15 protein-coding genes and 1 pseudogene are annotated in these 17,099 nt (G+C 62.3%); 7 read left to right on the top strand and 9 right to left on the bottom strand.

Annotation, left to right across the window (positions count from 1 at the left end):
• Positions 1-31 precede the first annotated feature (31 nt).
• Positions 32-1,705 carry an APC family permease gene (locus QFZ91_RS36245; protein ID WP_429570211.1) on the bottom strand — a complete coding sequence of 558 codons (1,674 nt, stop codon included), beginning with the start codon at positions 1,703-1,705 and terminating at the stop codon, positions 32-34.
• A gap of 770 nt (positions 1,706-2,475) precedes the next feature.
• Between QFZ91_RS36245 and QFZ91_RS36240 the strand changes: the two genes are divergently transcribed.
• The 4 genes from QFZ91_RS36240 to QFZ91_RS36225 are packed head-to-tail and all read left to right on the top strand — an operon-like array spanning position 2,476 to position 6,394.
• A complete protein-coding gene (locus QFZ91_RS36240) occupies positions 2,476-3,477 on the top strand; it encodes an ABC transporter substrate-binding protein (protein ID WP_429570210.1) in 1,002 nt (333 codons plus the stop codon).
• Between the two features lie 29 nt (positions 3,478-3,506).
• On the top strand, positions 3,507-4,532 hold the full coding sequence (locus tag QFZ91_RS36235; RefSeq protein WP_429570209.1) for an ABC transporter permease: 1,026 nt from the start codon (positions 3,507-3,509) through the stop codon (positions 4,530-4,532).
• Positions 4,526-5,317 (top strand): ABC transporter ATP-binding protein, encoded by a 792-nt coding sequence (locus QFZ91_RS36230; protein WP_429570208.1) that lies wholly within the window; start codon positions 4,526-4,528, stop codon positions 5,315-5,317. Before QFZ91_RS36235 ends, QFZ91_RS36230 begins: the two co-directional genes overlap by 7 nt.
• Positions 5,318-5,359: 42 nt before the next feature.
• Positions 5,360-6,394 (top strand): ABC transporter substrate-binding protein, encoded by a 1,035-nt coding sequence (locus tag QFZ91_RS36225; protein ID WP_429570207.1) that lies wholly within the window; start codon positions 5,360-5,362, stop codon positions 6,392-6,394.
• Positions 6,395-6,454: 60 nt separating this feature from the next.
• On the opposite strand, the gene QFZ91_RS36220 is transcribed toward QFZ91_RS36225, so the two are convergent.
• The 3 genes from QFZ91_RS36220 to QFZ91_RS36210 are packed head-to-tail and all read right to left on the bottom strand — an operon-like array spanning position 6,455 to position 9,749.
• Positions 6,455-7,558 (bottom strand): LLM class flavin-dependent oxidoreductase, encoded by a 1,104-nt coding sequence (locus QFZ91_RS36220; RefSeq protein ID WP_429570206.1) that lies wholly within the window; start codon positions 7,556-7,558, stop codon positions 6,455-6,457.
• Positions 7,555-8,781 carry an acyl-CoA dehydrogenase family protein gene (locus QFZ91_RS36215; RefSeq protein WP_429570205.1) on the bottom strand — a complete coding sequence of 409 codons (1,227 nt, stop codon included), beginning with the start codon at positions 8,779-8,781 and terminating at the stop codon, positions 7,555-7,557. Before QFZ91_RS36215 ends, QFZ91_RS36220 begins: the two co-directional genes overlap by 4 nt.
• 11 nt (positions 8,782-8,792) lie before the next feature.
• A complete protein-coding gene (locus QFZ91_RS36210; protein ID WP_429570204.1) occupies positions 8,793-9,749 on the bottom strand; it encodes an ABC transporter substrate-binding protein in 957 nt (318 codons plus the stop codon).
• Between the two features lie 191 nt (positions 9,750-9,940).
• Between QFZ91_RS36210 and QFZ91_RS36205 the strand changes: the two genes are divergently transcribed.
• Positions 9,941-10,852 (top strand): LysR substrate-binding domain-containing protein, encoded by a 912-nt coding sequence (locus QFZ91_RS36205; RefSeq protein ID WP_429570203.1) that lies wholly within the window; start codon positions 9,941-9,943, stop codon positions 10,850-10,852.
• 7 nt (positions 10,853-10,859) lie between these two features.
• Here the strand turns inward: QFZ91_RS36205 and QFZ91_RS36200 are convergent, their stop codons facing one another.
• The 4 genes from QFZ91_RS36200 to QFZ91_RS36185 are packed head-to-tail and all read right to left on the bottom strand — an operon-like array spanning position 10,860 to position 14,963.
• Complete coding sequence (locus QFZ91_RS36200) at positions 10,860-12,467, bottom strand: rhodanese-related sulfurtransferase (RefSeq protein ID WP_429570202.1); 1,608 nt, start codon at positions 12,465-12,467, stop codon at positions 10,860-10,862.
• Positions 12,464-13,060: a cysteine dioxygenase gene (locus QFZ91_RS36195; RefSeq protein WP_429570201.1), complete on the bottom strand. Its 597-nt coding sequence runs from the start codon at positions 13,058-13,060 to the stop codon at positions 12,464-12,466. The genes QFZ91_RS36200 and QFZ91_RS36195 overlap by 4 nt, the downstream gene beginning before the upstream one ends.
• Positions 13,060-13,875, bottom strand: coding sequence for a class II aldolase/adducin family protein (locus QFZ91_RS36190; protein ID WP_429570200.1), 816 nt, complete (start codon positions 13,873-13,875; stop codon positions 13,060-13,062). The genes QFZ91_RS36195 and QFZ91_RS36190 overlap by 1 nt, the downstream gene beginning before the upstream one ends.
• 11 nt (positions 13,876-13,886) lie before the next feature.
• Positions 13,887-14,963, bottom strand: coding sequence for an LLM class flavin-dependent oxidoreductase (locus tag QFZ91_RS36185; RefSeq protein ID WP_176368189.1), 1,077 nt, complete (start codon positions 14,961-14,963; stop codon positions 13,887-13,889).
• 466 nt (positions 14,964-15,429) lie between these two features.
• On the opposite strand from QFZ91_RS36185, the gene QFZ91_RS36180 reads away from it, so the two are divergent.
• Together QFZ91_RS36180 and QFZ91_RS36175 are read left to right on the top strand one after the other, a co-directional pair.
• Entirely contained in the window at positions 15,430-15,651 is a 222-nt protein-coding gene (locus tag QFZ91_RS36180) for a hypothetical protein (protein WP_429570199.1), read from the top strand.
• Positions 15,652-15,689: 38 nt separating this feature from the next.
• A complete protein-coding gene (locus tag QFZ91_RS36175) occupies positions 15,690-16,520 on the top strand; it encodes a CmcJ/NvfI family oxidoreductase (RefSeq protein WP_176383650.1) in 831 nt (276 codons plus the stop codon).
• A 25-nt stretch (positions 16,521-16,545) separates the two neighbouring features.
• Here the strand turns inward: QFZ91_RS36175 and QFZ91_RS36170 are convergent.
• A pseudogene (locus QFZ91_RS36170) lies at positions 16,546-16,725 on the bottom strand (acyl-CoA dehydrogenase); the annotation flags it as partial.
• Between the last annotated feature and the right edge of the window lie 374 nt (positions 16,726-17,099).

Below are 17,099 nucleotides of genomic sequence, written 5' to 3'. Positions count from 1 at the left end.
TGGGACAGTGTCTTGAACGTGTATATCGTCATTAGACCGCGAGACTGCGCGTGATAGCGACCACGAGGACCCCCGCGATGATCGTCCAATAGGGCAGGAGTCCCGCACGCCTGCTCGAATTGCCTTCTTCTGTCCGATGCATGTCCTCCATCATCGTTTCGGGAAAAATCCCTTTATCAGTGATGTAATGGCGATAAAGAAAAACGGGAATAATTATTGCGGCGAAAGCGAGGCCAGAAATGAGCGTCCCCGAGCCCCAGATGTTCGACCCCATGCCGAGCAGTCCGAGATTGACGAATGAGAATAACGTTCCGAGCGCCAGCAGCCAGTTAGGAGCGCGGAACGGCCGGTGCCAGTCCGGGCGGTCGCGCCGGTGAATCCAGGCAGCGTTCAGATTCAAAAAAATGAAGATGATATAGCCAACGTTGGACATGGCCAGCACGAATACATAGTCCGACATCAAGAGGAGGATCAGGTTGAAGCACAGGTCTGTCCACATCGCCCGGGTCGGAGCACCGTCTTGATTGACGTATGAGAGGTATTTCGGCAGCCAGCCTTCCCGCGAAGCCTGATAGAGCGTCCTGGAGGACCCCGCCATCGCTGTCATGATGGCCTGCACGAGCGCCAGCACCAGCATGACCGCGAGCACGCGTTCTACAAGCGGGCCACCGTGGATCATCGGTGCCATTGCCTTCGCGATGCCCAGACCGCTATAGATGTCGGGGGCCAGCATGCCGCTATAGACGGCCGGTGTCACGATGTGCCCGGCTGCGTCCTTGACTTCAGGGGTGACCAGGTGGCCCAGCCCGAGCACACCCTGAAAGGACAGAGGCAACACCGTGAATACGAAGATGCACAGCAGGCCCGAATAGAGATTGGCCTTAAACGTATCGACCTTCGGATCACGGAATTCGCGCGTATAGCAGATGGCTGTTTCGAATGCATAGGTCGAATAGCCGGCGATGAAAAGTCCACCCGCCATCAGGGTGATCCCGGCGCGTCCCCATGTGCCATCTACGATCTGTCCGCTCGCGTCTCGCGCGAACGGAAGGAGCGGCAAAAGGTTGTGAAGCGGCAGATCAGCATGCAGAAGGGGCACGGTGCCAACGATGATCAGCGGTATGAGCGCAAGGACGCCGAGCGTCATCTGGATGCGCGCCGTGCGCAGGATGCCGCGATTCTGCATCGCAAAGGTGACAAGCAGAATCGCCGCACCTAGTATGAATGTCGCGTTGATCCGGAGGCTCAATCCGCTTCTCAACCAGTCGAGATTGACGAGTGTGATCTGCCAGGTATTGATTGCGGCTTCCGGCGGGAACATGATTGTCAGGACATAGCCTGCCCCAAGTCCGGATCCAATCGCAATCACCGGCGACCATCCGAACCAGCTGCACCACACAGATAGCGGTGCGAGCAGTTTTGCGTAGCGCACCCATGCGATTGCACCGTAGACCGAGGCACCGCCAGACTTGTGCGGGAACAGCCCCGCAATCTCCGCATAGGAAAACGACTGGATAAAGCCGAGACCTATCGAGATCATCCAGACCGCCCACGAGAGCTTGCCGACTGTGGCGGCAATCGAGCCGATTGAGAAAAGGACCAGCGCCGATGCGCCGCTTGCCACCCAGAATGCGCCCGTCCACGTTATGCTTCTTTTTAACGAACCTTGCGGTTCGAGGGCGTGGGGTTCGGGAATCGCGCTCATTGCTGTCTTCCTTTGCCGATGGGACACCTCGTGGGATGCCCCTTTCCATTGGTCGATTGAGGGAAAAAACGATCGCGCGAGTGCGCTACGGTTCGTGTGCGCCTTATGGCACAGCGAGCGCTTGTCGGTAACCGAATGTAGCACGCATGCCGATGGAAAAAAATGATGCTTCTACGGCGCGAGCCCATTCGACAGCGAATCGGGCCTTCAGTCACTCTGACTGCCAGACGGACGTTGGCTGGGGCGCCGGTCAACTTTGCGTGTTACAACGTCTTCCGAGTGCAGTTAAGCTGCTATACGGGCCGTTTCGCTCGGGCGACGCGGCGACGAGAACCCCGTCTGATGAGTGGCTTCCATCCGCTTTCAGGAGCGGGCCGGTTGCCGCTCCGCGAACGCTTCTCTGCCATGTCCGACACTACGGCGTGTCTTGGACAGCGCGAAGCTGCGCCTGCCGGATGCAAGGACGAAGCTCCAGCTGCCCGAACCGGCGAGGCGTGGCCGAAGTGCGTTCGCCAAGGCGTTGGAGTGTTCAGACGCAGTTCACCAAGGCCCATCGGCGCGCTGATCGTCAATCTGCCGACCGGTCGAAGGCCACAGTCCGGGACAAGCAGTCGGTAGACGGTGAACGTCGATTGATTTCCACCGTGCCCGCATACCCCCGAGAAAATGCGAACGATAAATATTGAGTCGATATAAACATATCGAAATTGAATAATTCTCAAGGCGGACAGTCGTCGTTACGCTGTGCGTAATATGCACAGCGAGGACTTATGACCGCCTCTGTTCCAACGTCTTTATCAACGTCGGTGCACTCGCGCCGGCGTGTGCTGCGTTCGCTTGCCGCCGCGCCGCTTGCAATGGCGAGTGCGTTGACAGGCGCACGTAACGCCCGTGCGGCAGACGATGTAACCATCGTGCTCGGCGATCAGGCGGGCGGCACGCGCGCGCTCGTCGAAGCGGCGAAGGTACTCGACGGTGCGCCCTACGCGTTCCGATGGGCCAACTTCCAGGGCGCCGCGCCGTTGTTCGAAGCGCAGCGCGCGGGCTCCGTCGATCTCGCGCCAGCGGGCGATCTGCCAGTGCTGGCGGCCGCCGTCGGCGACCCGACGCTGAAGATCGTGGCGACGCGCATCGGTTCGGGCGCTCAACTCGGCATTCTGGTGGCACCGAAATCGACCATCCGCACCATCGCGGATCTGAAAGGCCGCACGGTGTTCGTTTCGTCGGCACGCGGCAGCATTTCGCAGTTTCAGCTATACGGTGCACTCGCGGAAGCCGGACTCACGAAAGACGACGTGACGGTGCGCTTCATCCTGCCCGTGGATGCATTTGCGGCCTTCGCATCCGGCGCGATCGAAGTGTGGGCGACCTTTGATCCGTACTACGGCATCGCTGTGCAACGTGGCGGCCGCATCCTGCGCGACGGCTCGGGCATCAACAGCGGATTGGGCTTTATCACCGCTTCGGGCGCATCGCTGGCTGATCCGCGCAAGCATGCCGCTATCGCTGACGTGCTCGTTCGCTATCAACGTGCGGGCGACTGGGCGCTCGCGAATCCCGACGCCTACGCGCAAATCTACGCGATGCTCACACGCACGCCGCTCGATGCCGCCAGGCAGATCACGCAACGCGCGTCGCTCAAGCAGCATTTCGTCACCGACGCCGATATCGCAGCACTGCAAAAAGTAGCGGATCGTGCGCATCAGGATGCGATCCTGCCGCGCCGCATCGACGTGCGCGCGATCTCGGAGACGCATCTTGCCAGCGCATGAACCTGGATTGATCGACGGAGCACGATGACATGTCCACGCAAACACAAACGCTTGAGCTTGCTGGTGTCGCAGAAGAGGGCAAGCGCGACGGACGCGAGCACGGCAAACGCCTGGTCGCGTTGGTGGCCGCGCTCGGCTGGCTCGGCGGCGCGGCCGTCACACGATGGTGGCCCGCGCTCGACGACTGGCCTTATACACGCGAGCTGTCGATTCTCAAGCTGCTGTTGGCGGCATTGTCGCTTGCCATAGGCATCGCGGGTTGGCGTACGAGCAATACGCGAAGCGCGCGCGTCGAAGCATGGCTCAACGGTGCGCCGTGGCTGCTCGCGCTATCCATCGGATTGACCGCATGGGAAGTCGTCACCGCGCAACTCGAATGGCTGCCGCGGCCATTCTTTGCGCCGCCTCAAGCGTTGATCGCCGTTTATGCCGACGACCTCCCACGCCTCGCCGCGAGCGTCGCACATTCGTTCGAATTGCTCGCATATGGCTACGTGCTGGGCGCGCTGACGGGCTTCGTGATCGGCGTGAGCATCGGCTGGTCGAAGGCAGTCGGCTACTGGCTGCATCCTGTGCTGCGGCTGATCGGTCCGCTGCCGGCTACTGCGTGGCTGCCGCTTGCGTTCTTCTTCTTTCCGTCGAGTTTCAGCGCGAGCGTGTTCCTGATCGCGCTGGCGACGGCGTTTCCCGTTGCGGTGCTCACGTGGTCGGGCGTCGCGAGCGTCAATTCCGCGTTCTACGACGTGGCGCGCACGCTCGGTGCGAAGCCGTCGTTTCTGATCCTGCGAGTCGCGATTCCCGCTGCATTGCCGTCTGTGTTCGTCGGGCTGTTCATGGGACTTGGTGCCTCGTTCGCGGTGTTGATCGTCGCGGAGATGATGGGCGTGAAAGCGGGCCTCGGCTGGTATCTGCAATGGGCGCAGGGGTGGGCTGCCTATCCGAACATGTACGCCGCGCTGCTGGTGATGGCGTTGATGTGTTCCGGCCTGATCACCTTGCTGTTCCGCGTTCGTGACCGATTGCTCATCTGGCAAAAAGGAATGCTGAAATGGTAGCCGCTTCTTTGTCTCACACGTCTCACGCGAAGCGGGGCGCGCGCATCGACGTGCGCAACGTCACACATCGGTTTGCGCTGCGCGGTGAAGCGCTGCCCGTGCTCGACGACATCAGTCTGACAATCGAACCCGGCGAATTTGTCGCGCTGCTCGGACCGAGCGGTTGCGGGAAGTCCACCTTGCTGCGGCTCGTGGCGGGTCTCGATGCGCCCGCGCAAGGCGTCATTCATGCGGACGGTGAAACCGTCACAGGACCCGATCCGTCGCGCGTGGTCGTGTTCCAGGACCCGACGCTGTTTCCATGGCGTACGGTGCGCGACAACGTGGCGCTCGGTCCGCAGGCTCAGCGTGCGCAGCGCGATGCGGCAGCAAAGCGTATCGATGCCGCGCTCGAACTCGTGGGTCTGTCGGCGTTCGCGAAAGCCTTTCCGCATCAGCTCTCGGGAGGGATGGCGCAGCGCGCGGCGCTCGCGCGCGCTCTTGTCAACGATCCGCAACTTCTCGTGCTCGACGAACCATTCGGCAAGCTCGACTCGTTGACGCGCATCCGGATGCAGTCCGAGCTGGTACGTCTCTGGCAGGCCGAAAACTTTTCGGTGCTGCTCGTCACGCACGACGTCGAAGAAGCGCTGTTTGTCGCTAACCGGGTGATCGTGCTGAGCGAACGCCCGGCGCGCATCGTCTCGCAAGTGCACAACGACGCGCCGTATCCGCGCCATCGCGACGACCCCGATCTCGTCAGGTTGCGCCGCGAAGTGCTGGGGCTGCTCGGTCTCGACACCTGAACGGCGCGTAACCAAAACAACTTCACTTAGGGGAATCACGCGATGAAGCATTCAGGCGACAACACACCATCGAACGCCGCGCGCCGCACCTGGCTGCGCAACACGGCATGGACAATGGGCGCTGCGGCGCTCGGCGGCGCGACGTTCGGACTGCCCGGCGTGCGCGCATCCGCCGACGAAGCATTGAAACCGCTCAAACTCTCATGGAATGCAGGCGCCATCTGCACGGCGCCCGTGCCCGTCGCCGTGCAGCAGGGGTTTTTCCGCAAGCATGGCTTGCAGGTCGAACTGATCAACTTCGCGGGTTCGACCGACCAGCTACTCGAAGCGATCGCTACGGGCAAATCCGACGCGGGCGTCGGCATGGCGCTGCGCTGGATCAAGCCGCTGGAGCAGGGATTCGACGTCAAGCTGACGGCGGGCATCCACGGCGGCTGCATGCGCCTGCTCGCGACGCGCGCATCGGGCATCGTCGATCTGCAAGGGTTGAAGGGCCGCACTGTCGGCGTGAGCGACCTGGCGAGCCCGGCAAAGAACTTCTTCGCGGTCTCGCTGAAGAAGATCGGCGTCGATCCCGACAACGACGTGCACTGGCGTCCGTATCCGGCGCCGCTATTGGGTGAAGCCCTGAAGAAGGGCGAGGTGCATGCGATCGCCGATGGCGACCCGACTATCTGGACGTTGCGCGAGGCGGACCATCTGCAGGAAGTGTCGAACAACCTGTGCGGCGAGTACGCGAACCGCGTGTGTTGTGTGCTAGGCGTTCGTGGCTCCCTCGTCCGCAAGGACCGCGCGACGGCTCAGGCGCTGACGCAGGCCTTGCTGGAAGCCACCGAATGGACCGCGAATCATCCCGCCGAGGCCGCGGCGATCTTCGCGCCGAATGCGCCTGGCGCGAACGTCGCGCAACTGACGGAGATGTTGAAGAGCCACACGGATCACCATCATCCCGTGGGCGATGCCTTCAAGAAAGAGATCTCGCTGTACGCCGACGATCTGAAATCCGTAGGCGTGTTGAATTCGGGGACGAACTCGGACCGGTTTGCCACGCGGGTGTTTGCCGACGTATTGGCTTGATGGAGGAACGCAGCGCGCCGGCTTCGGCGCGCTGCGTTTGCGCAGAGTGCGGAAAATGAGCTAAGCGGGAAGGGCTTCTCGCGTCCTGTTCCTCTCTGCGACCGCGTTGCGTACGAGCGGCAGTAGATCACGCCCGTAGGCCAATGCATCCTCGAGCGGATCAAATCCACGAATGAGGAAGGTCGTTACTCCAAGTTTGTGATATTCGACCAGCGCGTCGGAAACCTGTTGCGGTGTGCCGACAAGCGACGTCGAATTTCCCGCTGCCCGCGTGAGTGCAGTGATTCCCGTCCACAGACGCGTGTCGACCACGCTTCCCTTGTCCGCCTCAGCGAGCAATCGCAATGCGCCGACATTCTTCGGCTCCTTTGGCCTGCGCGTGAAATTCGGCGAGGCAGCGACGACACCCTTCGCACGCTCCAGAATCGACTCGGCGCGCGCCCATGCGGCCTCTTCCGTCGCGGCGATGATCGGGCGAAGCGACAGGCTGAAGCGGATGAGCTTTTCCCGTCCATGGCGCGCAGCAGACTGGCGCACCTTCGCTATCGTTTCTTCGACGGCGGCGAGCGATTCGCCCCACAGCGCATACACATCGGCATGCTTGCCCGCGACCTCGATTGCGGCGTCCGACGAGCCGCCGAAATACACGGGCAAATGCGGCTGCTGCAACGGACGGATCTGCGACTTGTGACCCGCGACACGATAGTAACCGCCTTCGTGATCGAACGGTGTTTCACTCGTCCATGAACGCCTGACGACGTCGAGATATTCGTCCGTGCGCCGATAGCGCTCCTCGTGCGACAGAAAATCGCCGTCGCGCTGCTGCTCGACGTCGTCGCCGCCCGAAATGATATGGACGGCCGTGCGTCCCCCGCTGAAATGATCGAGCGTAGCAAGCTGACGTGCCGCGAGTGTCGGCGCGACGAAGCCCGGACGATGCGCGAGCAGGATGCCGAGGCGCTTCGTCTGTTGCGCGACGAACGAGGCGATCTGAAAGCCGTCGGGCGACGCGCTCGAATGCGCAATCAGCACACGGTCGAACCCGCCATATTCATGCGCTTGCGCCACGGCGGCAATGTACGGCGGATTGACGGCGGGTCCTTTCGGCAAATGAATCTCGCTCGCTTCCTGATGGCTCACATAGCCGATGAATTCGACGCTCATCTGGGTTCGCTCCTCGTGGGTAAAGTGGTGGTGAATGCGGCGCGGCCCAGATTGCCGAGCACGGTGTCATTCTGCGGGGTGTGAATGCGCGCGCACAGCACGTCGCGGTAGTGGCGCTCCAGTGCGTTGTTGCGACTCAGGCCGGGATTGCCGCTCGCTTCGAGTGCGAGTTCGACGACATCGATAGCGTGCTTGCTGACGAGATACTTGATGGTCGGCGCTTCGACCGCGCCGATCTGGCCGGCTGCGCCTGCATCGAGCAGGACGCGGTTGTTGAACAGCAGCGCGTCGATGCGCCCCACCGTCTGCTGAAAACTGTCGAGCGTCGATAGCGGGGCGTTCAGTCCGGAAGGCACCCGGTGCGCTGTCCACTGCACGAACCAGTCGCGCGCGGCGCGTGCGATGCCGTCGTAGGTCGAAGGCAGCAGCACATTCATCCACAGGCTTGTCACCAGGTCCATGCCGTTGGTCGGACCGGGCGGTTGAAGATCGACGGCCTGGTCGAACGGTACGCGCACGTTGTCGAAGATCACTTCATGGCTGCCCGTCGCGCGCATGCCGAGATGATTCCACGGCTCGCCGAAACGGATGCCGGGCGTGTCGCGATGAACGAGCCACGTGCCGACTCGCAGCGCCGCTTCGTCCGTGCGTCCCCACACGGCGAACCAGGTCAGGCCGGGACTGCCCGTCGAATACAGCTTGCGGCCGTTCAGTATCCAGTGATCGCCTTCGCTGCGGCCAACCGTGGCGGGCAGGCCACCACGCGACGGCGAGCCGAGTTCGGGCTCGACGCGCAACGAGTTGATCAGCGCGCCGCGTTCGACGGCATCGCGCGCAACGCGTTCTTTCAGCGCTATCGGCCAGTTCGGATTGGCCTGCAAACGCAGATGATAGAGATATTGCATCACGAGAATCAGCGCCGTTGAAGCTTCGCCGCGTGCGACCGCGCGAATCACCTTGAGCGCTTGTGCAAGTGTGGCCTCGCGTCCGCCGAGCGCACGCGGCACGGTCAGCGAAAGCAGCCCCGCGCGACGCAGACGGGCGAGGTTCGCATGCGGGAAGATCGGGCCGGCGTCGAGCGCGGCGGCGCCTGCGCCGAATTCGGCTGTCAGCGCGGCGAGCCACGCATCGGCTTGCGGACTGTCGAGATCGGCGAGTGCTTCGAGCGCTTCGCCGTCGCGCTCTGCATCAGCAAGCGCGCCTTCGGGTTGACGGCTGGTCATGGTCGGTCGGTTCACTGTGCGGTAAGCGGAAATTGCCGATCGAAACTCTTCGTGACATCGAGCGGTGTCTTGATCACATCCGCACGGTGATAGAGATCGGCCGTCTTTTGCTGTTCGGCGATGAGGCCATCGTCGATGACGACGGGATGCAGTTGCGCGCGCTGATAGACGGTCATCAACACTTCGGGCGGCAAGCCCGTCGCTTTCGATTGCATCGCGGCCACTTCGTCCGGATGCGAGAGCGCCCAGCGCTGGCCGGCCGCGACGCGCTTCAGGAAATCGGCGATTTCGGCATGCTTGTCCTTGATGGACGTTTCCGTCGCAGCCTGGAAGCTAAGGCCAGAAGACAGATTGACGCCATTCGCGATGCTGCGATCGTGATCGCGCTGCTCGGCAAGCGCGACATACGGATCCCACGTGGACCACGCGTCGACGTTACCGGACGCGAGCGCAGCTTTTGCGTCGGCGGGCTGCATGAAGCGCAGCGACACATCCGAGAGCTTGATGCCCGCGCGTTCGAGCGTTGCAATCGCGAGGTAATGGCCGATCGAGCCGCGCGTGGTCGCGATGCGCTTGCCCTTGAGATCGGCGGCCGTTCTGATCGGCGATGCGTAGGGCACGATGATCGCGAGATCGGTCGGCGTCGAGCGCGTTGCGGCTACCGCACGCACTCGGGCGCCCGCCGCGTACGCGAAGATCAGCGGCGCATCGCCGAGGCCGCCGACATCGATTGCCCCCGCATTGAGCGCCTCTCCTAGCGGTTGCGCAGCAGGGAAGTTGAACCATTCGATCTTGTACGGCACGTCCTTCAACTGGCCTGACGCTTCGAGTATGCCGCGCGTCTGCAACTGCTGGTCGCCGACTTTAAGCGTCGTGTCCGCCAGCGCGGCAGGCGATGCGCTCGCGACGATCGCGCAAATCAGAAGGCCGGAAAATCTTTGCAGAAATCGCTTGAGAAGGAAGGGCATGAGGGAGCGCAGCATGAGGTAGTTGGATAAAAACACACGATACGGTCGCAGGTTTTATAAGGCAAACGCATTGTTCTTCTTTGTTAATATGCGTGAGAGGAAAACGGAAAGCTGGAAATACCGCTTGAGCGTGCGGGCGGTTGCAGGCTAATGTCGCTCCGTCAATACTTCATTTGAAGACAAGACCATCCATGAAACTCGATGAAATCGAGGCCTTCATTGCCGTCGTGCGCAGCCAGTCGCTGAGTCAGGCCGCCGATTCTCTCGCGCTGACGCAACCTGCCGTCACGCGCCGCATCCAGAACTTCGAAGAGGCGCTCGGCGTCGAGCTGCTCGATCGCAATACGAAACCGCTGAAGACGACGCCGATGGGTCGCGTCGTTTTCGAGCAATGCCGTGCCATCGTGCGCGAGGTGGACGCGCTCAGGCATCTGGTCTCGGACGACGCACCACTCGCGGGCGTGTTGCGACTCGGCGTCGCGCAGACGGTCGCCGATGTGGCCATGCTGAAGGCCCTCCATGCGCTGCGCGGTGCGCATCCCGAGTTGCAGGCGCGCGTGTCGACTGGATGGGGCAATCCGCTGCTACAGAGAGTCGATGAAGGAGAGCTGGACGCCGCGATCGTGCTGCTGCCGGCCAACCGTACGTTGCCCGATACGCTAACGGGCGAAACGCTTGGCGAATTGAAGCTGGCTGTTGTCGCGCAAAAGGGCAGCCTGAAGAAGCGCGCGCATACGCTGGCGGAATGCCAATCCTATGGCTGGGTGCTGAATCCCGATGGCTGCGGTTTTCGCGCGGGTTTGCAGCAGGCGCTCGCGTCACAAGGCTACACGTTGAAGCTCAACCTCGAAACGCTCGGCACCGAATTGCAGCTCGGGCTCGTCGCAGATGGCGTTGGCCTGGGGCTGGTTCCGCTGCCGCTGCTGCGCAATAGCTCGCACGCAGCGCAGCTCGACGTGATTCAGATCGCCGACTTCAAACCAGAAATTGCAGTGTGGATAGTACGTTCGCGCGCGTTGGGCAAGCTGCAGTCAGCGCTCGGCGTGCTCGCGGAAAGCGTCGAACAAAGCTTCAAGGCGGCACGTCTGTCGCGCGCCGCCTGATCCGCGATCAGACCACGAAAAAGCCATGCGTGCCGTCGCGATCGAGTTGCGCGACGAGGCCGTATTCCCATTCCAGATAGGCGTTCATCGCTTCGCGCGCATTGTCGGTGCCTTCATACGGACGACGATAGCGATCGATACGCGGCGAAGCGAGCCGGGACTCTCCCGATTCGGTCAGAAAGCCCGCACGTATCCACGCCGATGTGCCGCCCTCCAGCACATGCACGGGCTTACCTGTCAGCGCGGCGACTTCAGGCGCGGCGAACGGTGCGAGCGCGTTGGTCGCGCAGGCGACCACATAGCGTCTTGCGTCGGGCAGCGTGCGCAGATCGTCGGCATCGTTGAACAGAGACGAACGCACGATCCAGTGCGCACCCGGAATATGCTCGTTCACGTGATTGGCGCTCGACGTGACGTCGATCACGACGGTGCCGCTCGATGGATCGGCGAGCAGCGCGGCGAGTTCGTCGGCGGATAGGGTAGGTGTATGCGCGGGCTCGGGTTTTGCGCCGCGCCAGGCGCCGCTGTCCGTCAGATCCTGGTCGGCAGCATCATCGATTACATAGACGTCGATGTTCATCTGCGCGAGCCACGAGGCCGTCATGTTGGCGCGTACTCCGTCATCGTCGAACAGCACCACGCGCGCGCCGCGCACGGGCGCGAACATGTCCGTCTCCTGCACGAGCTGGCCGCCCGGCGCGCCCTGAAACCCCGGTGCATGCGCGCGTTCGTATTCGGCTGGCGTGCGCACATCGAAGCGATACGTGGTGCGCGACGGATCGGATGCCCAGCGAGCGGCTTCATCGAGCGTCGTGCGTTGGACGCCCGCGCGGTCGGCGAGCGCGCGCGCTGCGGTGCGCGATGCATCGAGGTTCGTCTGATCGAGACCGGCCTCGGCATCGAACCGTCGGCTGCTGCCGTGCTCCAGCGTCTGCCCCGCGAGCGTCCAGCCGATAGTGCCGTTGCGCAGCGCCGCGACGGGATTCGGCAGCCCTGCATTGACGAGCGATTGCGTGCCGATGATGCTGCGTGTGCGCCCCGCGCAATTGACGATCACACGCGTCCTAGGGTCCGGCGCGAGCGCTCGCGCGCGCAGCACGAGTTCCGCGCCGGGCACGCTGATGCTGCCGGGAATGTTCATCGTCTGATATTCGTCGAAGCGGCGCGCGTCGAGCACGACGACGTCGTCACCGTTTTCAAGCAAGGCTCCGACCGCCTCGGCGGAAAGCGAAGGCGTATGCCGCTGGGCTTCGACGAATTCGCCGAAAGCCTTGCTCGGCACGTTGACGTCGCGAAACACTTCGCCGCCGGCGCGAATCCATCCGTCGAGTCCGCGCGCCAGCAGCGCGATCTGTGTGTATCCGAGGGACGTGAGCTTGTCCGCGGCGCGCGTCGCAAGTCCTTCGCCTGCATCGAACAGCACGATCGGTACGTCGCGGCGCGGCAAGCGTGTGTACGCATCGAGTTCGATCTTCGACAACGGAAGGTTCGCGGCGAAGAGCGGATGAGCCTGCGCGTGCGGGTCTTCTTCGCGGACATCGAGCAGCGCGATTTCGCGGCGTGCGAGCAGCGCTTCACGCACGTCTTCAGATGTGCGGACGGGATATGACGTCATGAAAGATGCGATTCCTTGCTGAGATCCCACAGGTTGGGGAGTGTGTCGTTCGAGTAGCCTGAAATAAAGGGCTTCGGCCGCTCGCCTGGCGGATAGGTGGAGCGGCGCACCGCGCCGATGTTGGCACCATAAACGTGGATGCTGACGGACGTGCGGTCGTCGTACGCATTGCGCACGCGATGAATGTCGCCGATGGCGGGCGACACCGCTTCGACATCGCCCGCTTCGAGACGCACTTCGGCACCCGCCGCGCGTAGCGGGCCGTCGTTGTTGCGCGCATAGGGTGCCGCAAGTTCCGCGCCGCGCAGCACACCGATGAGTCCCCACACGGTGTGATCGTGAATCGGCGTCTGCTGGCCCGGGCCCCACACGAAGCTGACTACGCTGAAGCGTTGCCGCGCATCGGCGTAGAGCAGAAATTGCTGGTAGCGTTCGAGGGACGGCTGCGCGTAGGCATCGGGCAGCCAGTCGTCAACGCGGATCAGTTCGCGCAGCGCAAGCGCGCCCCGATGGAGCAGCGCGGCTTCATCGACGCCGGCATCGACGAGTTCTGCAATCTCTTCGACGAAGTGCCGCAGTTTGTGAATGGCCATCAGTCGAGCAACTCCCGTTCGCTTTCGATCAGCCCTTCATACAGGCTGTCGAATGCATGACGCGCACCGTTTGCGCGGCCGACCTGCTGATGCGTGAGATCTGCCATATCGTGAGGGATCGGCTGCGGCGTGCCTGCCGCTTCCGCGAGCAGTTGCGCATGACACGCGTTGTCGAGCGCGATGTACCACCATGCAGCCGCTTCGACTGTCGGACCCGCTGTCAGGATGCCGTGATTTTTCAGGATCACGGCCTTGCGAGAGCCGAGCGCATCCGCGATGCGCGCGCCTTCCGTCGTATCGAGCACGACGCCGCGAAAATCATCAAACAGCGCGTGGTCCTGGTAGAACGCGCAAGAGTCCTGTGTCAACGGATCGAGCTTGCGGCCGAGCGTCGACCATGCCTTGCCATACAGCGAATGCGTATGAGCGGCCGCGACGACATCGGGGCGCGCCTCGTGAATCGCCGCATGAATCGCAAATGCAGCCTGATTCACGGGCCCATCGCCGACGACGATCTCGCCGCGGCGATTCACCAGCAGCAGATCCGACACGCGCATGCGGCCGAAGTGTCGGCCCAGCGGATTGACCCAGAAGTGATCGGTCCATTCGGGATCGCGCGCGGTGATATGGCCCGCGAGCCCTTGCGCGAAGCCATATCGTGCGAACAGTCGAAACGCGCCCGCGAGACGTTGCTGGCGATGCAGACGTTCTTCGGCAAGCGAGCGCTGAGGTTCCTGTTCATCGTCGAACCAGAACTTGCGCACGGGCGTGTCGTGCCGCGCGAGCGACGGTCGATCGGCGAGTACGGTGCTCATGATCGCTCCTGTCAGGCGGCGCGGCGTGCGCGGGACGTAAGTTCGCGGGTCGCGGGAATCAGTTCGCGGCCATAGTCGATGGCGTCTTCCAAGGGATCGAAGCCGCGAATCAGGAAGGTCGTGACACCGAGTTCATGATATTCGGCAAGCGTCTGTGCAACCTGAGCAGGCGTGCCGACAAGTGCCGTCGAATTCGAGCGTCCGCCGATTTCTTTCGCCACGGCGGTCCAGAGACGCTCGTCCGCGCGCACGCCTTCACCTGATGCAGCGAGCAGGCGGCGCGCCCCTTCGCTCTGTTGCGGACCGCCGCGCGAGAAGCCCTGTTCGACACGCAGGCGACGCGTCTCTTCGAGGATGTGTTCTGCGCGCTCCCATGCGGCCTTTTCCGTCGCGGCGAGAATCGGGCGGAACGACACGGAGAAGCGCACGCTGCGGCCATGCTTCGCTGCTTCGGCCCGCACGCGCGTCACCTGTTCGTGGACCTGCTGTTTCGATTCGCCCCACAGCGCGTAGACATCGGCGTGCTTGCCAGCGACGGCCAGTGCTGGCTCGGATGCGCCGCCGAAATAGATCGGCACATGCGGCGACTGCTTCGGCTTGACCTCGGAGAAGGCCTTTTCCACGCGGTAAAAGCGGCCTTCGTGATCGAACGGCTGATCTTCCGTCCACATGCGACGCAGAATCTGCAGATATTCGTCGGTGCGTGCGTAACGGTCGTCGTGACTCAGGAAGTCGCCGTCGCGCCGTTGATCCTCGTCGCTGCCGCCGGAGATGAAATGCACGGCGAGCCGTCCGCCTGAGAAGTGATCGAGCGTGGCGATTTGCCGGGCCGCGAGTGTCGGGGCAACAAAGCCCGGACGATGTGCGAGCATGAAATGCACCTTCGATGTCACGCTCGCCGCGTAAGCGATCGTGATCGTCGCGTCGGGGCTCGTCGAACTGTGCGGAACCAGGATGCGATCGAAGCCGGCGTTCTCGTGCGCCTGCGCGAAGGCGCGCACATAGTCGGTGTCGATAGCGGGACCTTGTGGAAGATGCGTTTCCGATACCTTGCGCTGTTGGATCATGCCGATGAATTCGACGCTCATGTTAGCTCCTTGCGGAAATCCGTTTCGATGGAGAAATGCATGCCGCAACAGACGCAGCGATGAACGCGCGTCAGCGGACGAACCCGTCGAGGCTAACACTGCGTTATGCGGGCGCTAAATAGTAAATTCAGATAAACATATAGGATGCGCATGTTGTCCCGCAGCGGGCTTTGGCGTCGAGCGCTTAATGATTTTCATGCAATACCATATCGGTAGAAATTCATGCTTCAGTTCCAACCGTTCGAGGCGGATATGCGCAGCTTCGCGGAAGAAGTCGTGCCGCGAGTTCGTCGCCTGTTGTGGGCTTAGGCCCCGACCGCTCACGCCGATCCATACCGACCGGTTCCGTCCTTGAGTGCTGCTGCCTAAGTGCGCGCCACGCTAAAAAGCATTGCATAAATGCTTGTTTGTGGAAGCGCCTTTGGGTGACTAGATTCAATGAACGTAACGAACAGGAGGGCGCACCATGTTGATGGATCACGCCATCTTCCGTCGATTTGCGGTGGTCCAGCAGCGCACGGATATCGGCTCCAGTCACGCAGCAGCCCCAGGAAAAAGCCCGCATGCTGCCGTCGGCAACGACCCGCAACGGCTCGAACGCATTGCGAATTACGCGCGCGCAGGGTACTTCAATCTGGGATACACGCTAGACATGTTTCATGCACTCGGAGAAATCGCGCCTGAGTGAATGGGCGCGTGTCGAATCTCTGTTATGGAGCGCAGGCGATGAACGATATCGTTATCGAGCAGCCGGCCGTCGTCGAGGCCGCGTTGAACTATCTGGTTGCGAACGGCGAAAAGCCCGCCACCTATGCGTACGAGCCGCCCGATGGTGCGCCGTTGCGTAGCGGCGTCTACCGGACGCAGCGCGTGAATGTCAGCAACGCGCGCATAGCGCCGCCGCCGGGTGGTTTGTCGCTCGATCGTAACGGCTTCGAATTACACCATCACGCAAGTGCATTGAACGATTTTTCCGATCCGACGGCGATCGAACGCGTTTATTACCCGGAGTCTGAAACGCTGCTCAAACGGGCGACGGGCGCAAAGCGCACCGTGATTTTCGATCACACGCTGCGCGATGGCCGGACCGAGCGGGCCGACGGGGTGCGCGAACCCGTCAAGTTCATCCACAACGATCAGACTTTCCTGTCGGGCCCGCGCCGCGTGCGCGATCATCTTCCACCGCATGAGGCGGAAGATCTGCTGAAAGGCCGCGTCGCGATCGTCAATCTGTGGCGGCCGATCGGAGGGAGAGTCGAGTCGTCTCCGCTCGCACTGTGCGATTCGCGCAGCATCTCGCTCAATGACCTCGTGCCGTCGGACCTCATCTATCGCGACAAGGTCGGCGAGACGTATGCGTTCGTGTTCAACCCGCGGCACCGCTGGTACTACTTTCCGCTGATGTCGCCGGACGAAGTGCTGCTGCTGAAAATCTACGATTCGGCGGGCGACGATGTCGCGCGGCTGACTGCACACACGGCGTTCGATGATCCGTCCTCGCCGCTTGATGCGCAGCCACGCCGAAGCATCGAACTGCGCGCGCTACTGTTCTTCTGAGCGTTTGCGGAACCGCCGTACGAGTTCAAACGAAGAAGAAGCCGCCCGTCGGACGAAGCTGACCTGTCAATGCGCTTTGCCCGAGCGGCTTCTCCTTGTAAAGGCGTGGATTGTGCGAAGCGATGAGCTTGATATTGCGCCAGTGCCGGTCCAGCCCGCCCGCGCGGGGGACGACGGAGCCTGAGCCGAGATCGATGAGCCAGCTGACGGCGAAACAAGTCGCAGGCCGCCGTTAGCCATTTTTATTTCGCCCATGCGCGAGCCTTTTTAAACCTTGACGCTGTAATCTGCGACCTTCATGCGCGAGTTGGAAGTGGCCAGGCGCCTGCATGATGCGATGAATTCGCGCGACGATGGGCGAAACTGCCCGGCTAAGGCAGGGCTTGCTGCATTGCCTCCATCTTTTCACTTGCTCATCTGCAAAACCGCCCATCTCCCCTAGGCACCGTGCCTGCGGGTTTATGCCCGTAATATTCTGTAGGAAATTTTGTTTACAATACGCGCGCCTCCCGGCATATCGCGACGCCTGTCCCGTCGACGACAACAATACAAGGGGCACGACTAACGTTGCCGCCGCGC

This window comes from Paraburkholderia sp. JPY419 (genome assembly GCF_050435705.1).
In the GTDB taxonomy this organism is placed as follows: domain Bacteria; phylum Pseudomonadota; class Gammaproteobacteria; order Burkholderiales; family Burkholderiaceae; genus Paraburkholderia; species Paraburkholderia youngii.
The sequence above is the reverse complement of the archived record's forward strand: the minus strand, read 5'-3'. Positions and strand labels throughout refer to the sequence as shown.

Excerpts from the sequence above, each read along its gene's own strand:
- QFZ91_RS36180 (WP_429570199.1), top strand. The coding sequence starts at position 15,430 with ATGTTGATGGATCACGCCATCTTCCGTCGATTTGCGGTGGTCCAGCAG.
- QFZ91_RS36205 (WP_429570203.1), top strand. The coding sequence starts at position 9,941 with ATGAAACTCGATGAAATCGAGGCCTTCATTGCCGTCGTGCGCAGCCAG.
- QFZ91_RS36215 (WP_429570205.1), bottom strand. The coding sequence starts at position 8,781 with ATGACCAGCCGTCAACCCGAAGGCGCGCTTGCTGATGCAGAGCGCGAC.
- QFZ91_RS36235 (WP_429570209.1), top strand. The coding sequence starts at position 3,507 with ATGTCCACGCAAACACAAACGCTTGAGCTTGCTGGTGTCGCAGAAGAG.
- QFZ91_RS36240 (WP_429570210.1), top strand. The coding sequence starts at position 2,476 with ATGACCGCCTCTGTTCCAACGTCTTTATCAACGTCGGTGCACTCGCGC.
- QFZ91_RS36185 (WP_176368189.1), bottom strand. The coding sequence starts at position 14,963 with ATGAGCGTCGAATTCATCGGCATGATCCAACAGCGCAAGGTATCGGAA.
- QFZ91_RS36230 (WP_429570208.1), top strand. The coding sequence starts at position 4,526 with ATGGTAGCCGCTTCTTTGTCTCACACGTCTCACGCGAAGCGGGGCGCG.
- QFZ91_RS36195 (WP_429570201.1), bottom strand. The coding sequence starts at position 13,060 with ATGGCCATTCACAAACTGCGGCACTTCGTCGAAGAGATTGCAGAACTC.
- QFZ91_RS36245 (WP_429570211.1), bottom strand. The coding sequence starts at position 1,705 with ATGAGCGCGATTCCCGAACCCCACGCCCTCGAACCGCAAGGTTCGTTA.
- QFZ91_RS36220 (WP_429570206.1), bottom strand. The coding sequence starts at position 7,558 with ATGAGCGTCGAATTCATCGGCTATGTGAGCCATCAGGAAGCGAGCGAG.
- QFZ91_RS36190 (WP_429570200.1), bottom strand. The coding sequence starts at position 13,875 with ATGAGCACCGTACTCGCCGATCGACCGTCGCTCGCGCGGCACGACACG.
- QFZ91_RS36225 (WP_429570207.1), top strand. The coding sequence starts at position 5,360 with ATGAAGCATTCAGGCGACAACACACCATCGAACGCCGCGCGCCGCACC.
- QFZ91_RS36175 (WP_176383650.1), top strand. The coding sequence starts at position 15,690 with ATGAACGATATCGTTATCGAGCAGCCGGCCGTCGTCGAGGCCGCGTTG.
- QFZ91_RS36200 (WP_429570202.1), bottom strand. The coding sequence starts at position 12,467 with ATGACGTCATATCCCGTCCGCACATCTGAAGACGTGCGTGAAGCGCTG.
- QFZ91_RS36210 (WP_429570204.1), bottom strand. The coding sequence starts at position 9,749 with ATGCCCTTCCTTCTCAAGCGATTTCTGCAAAGATTTTCCGGCCTTCTG.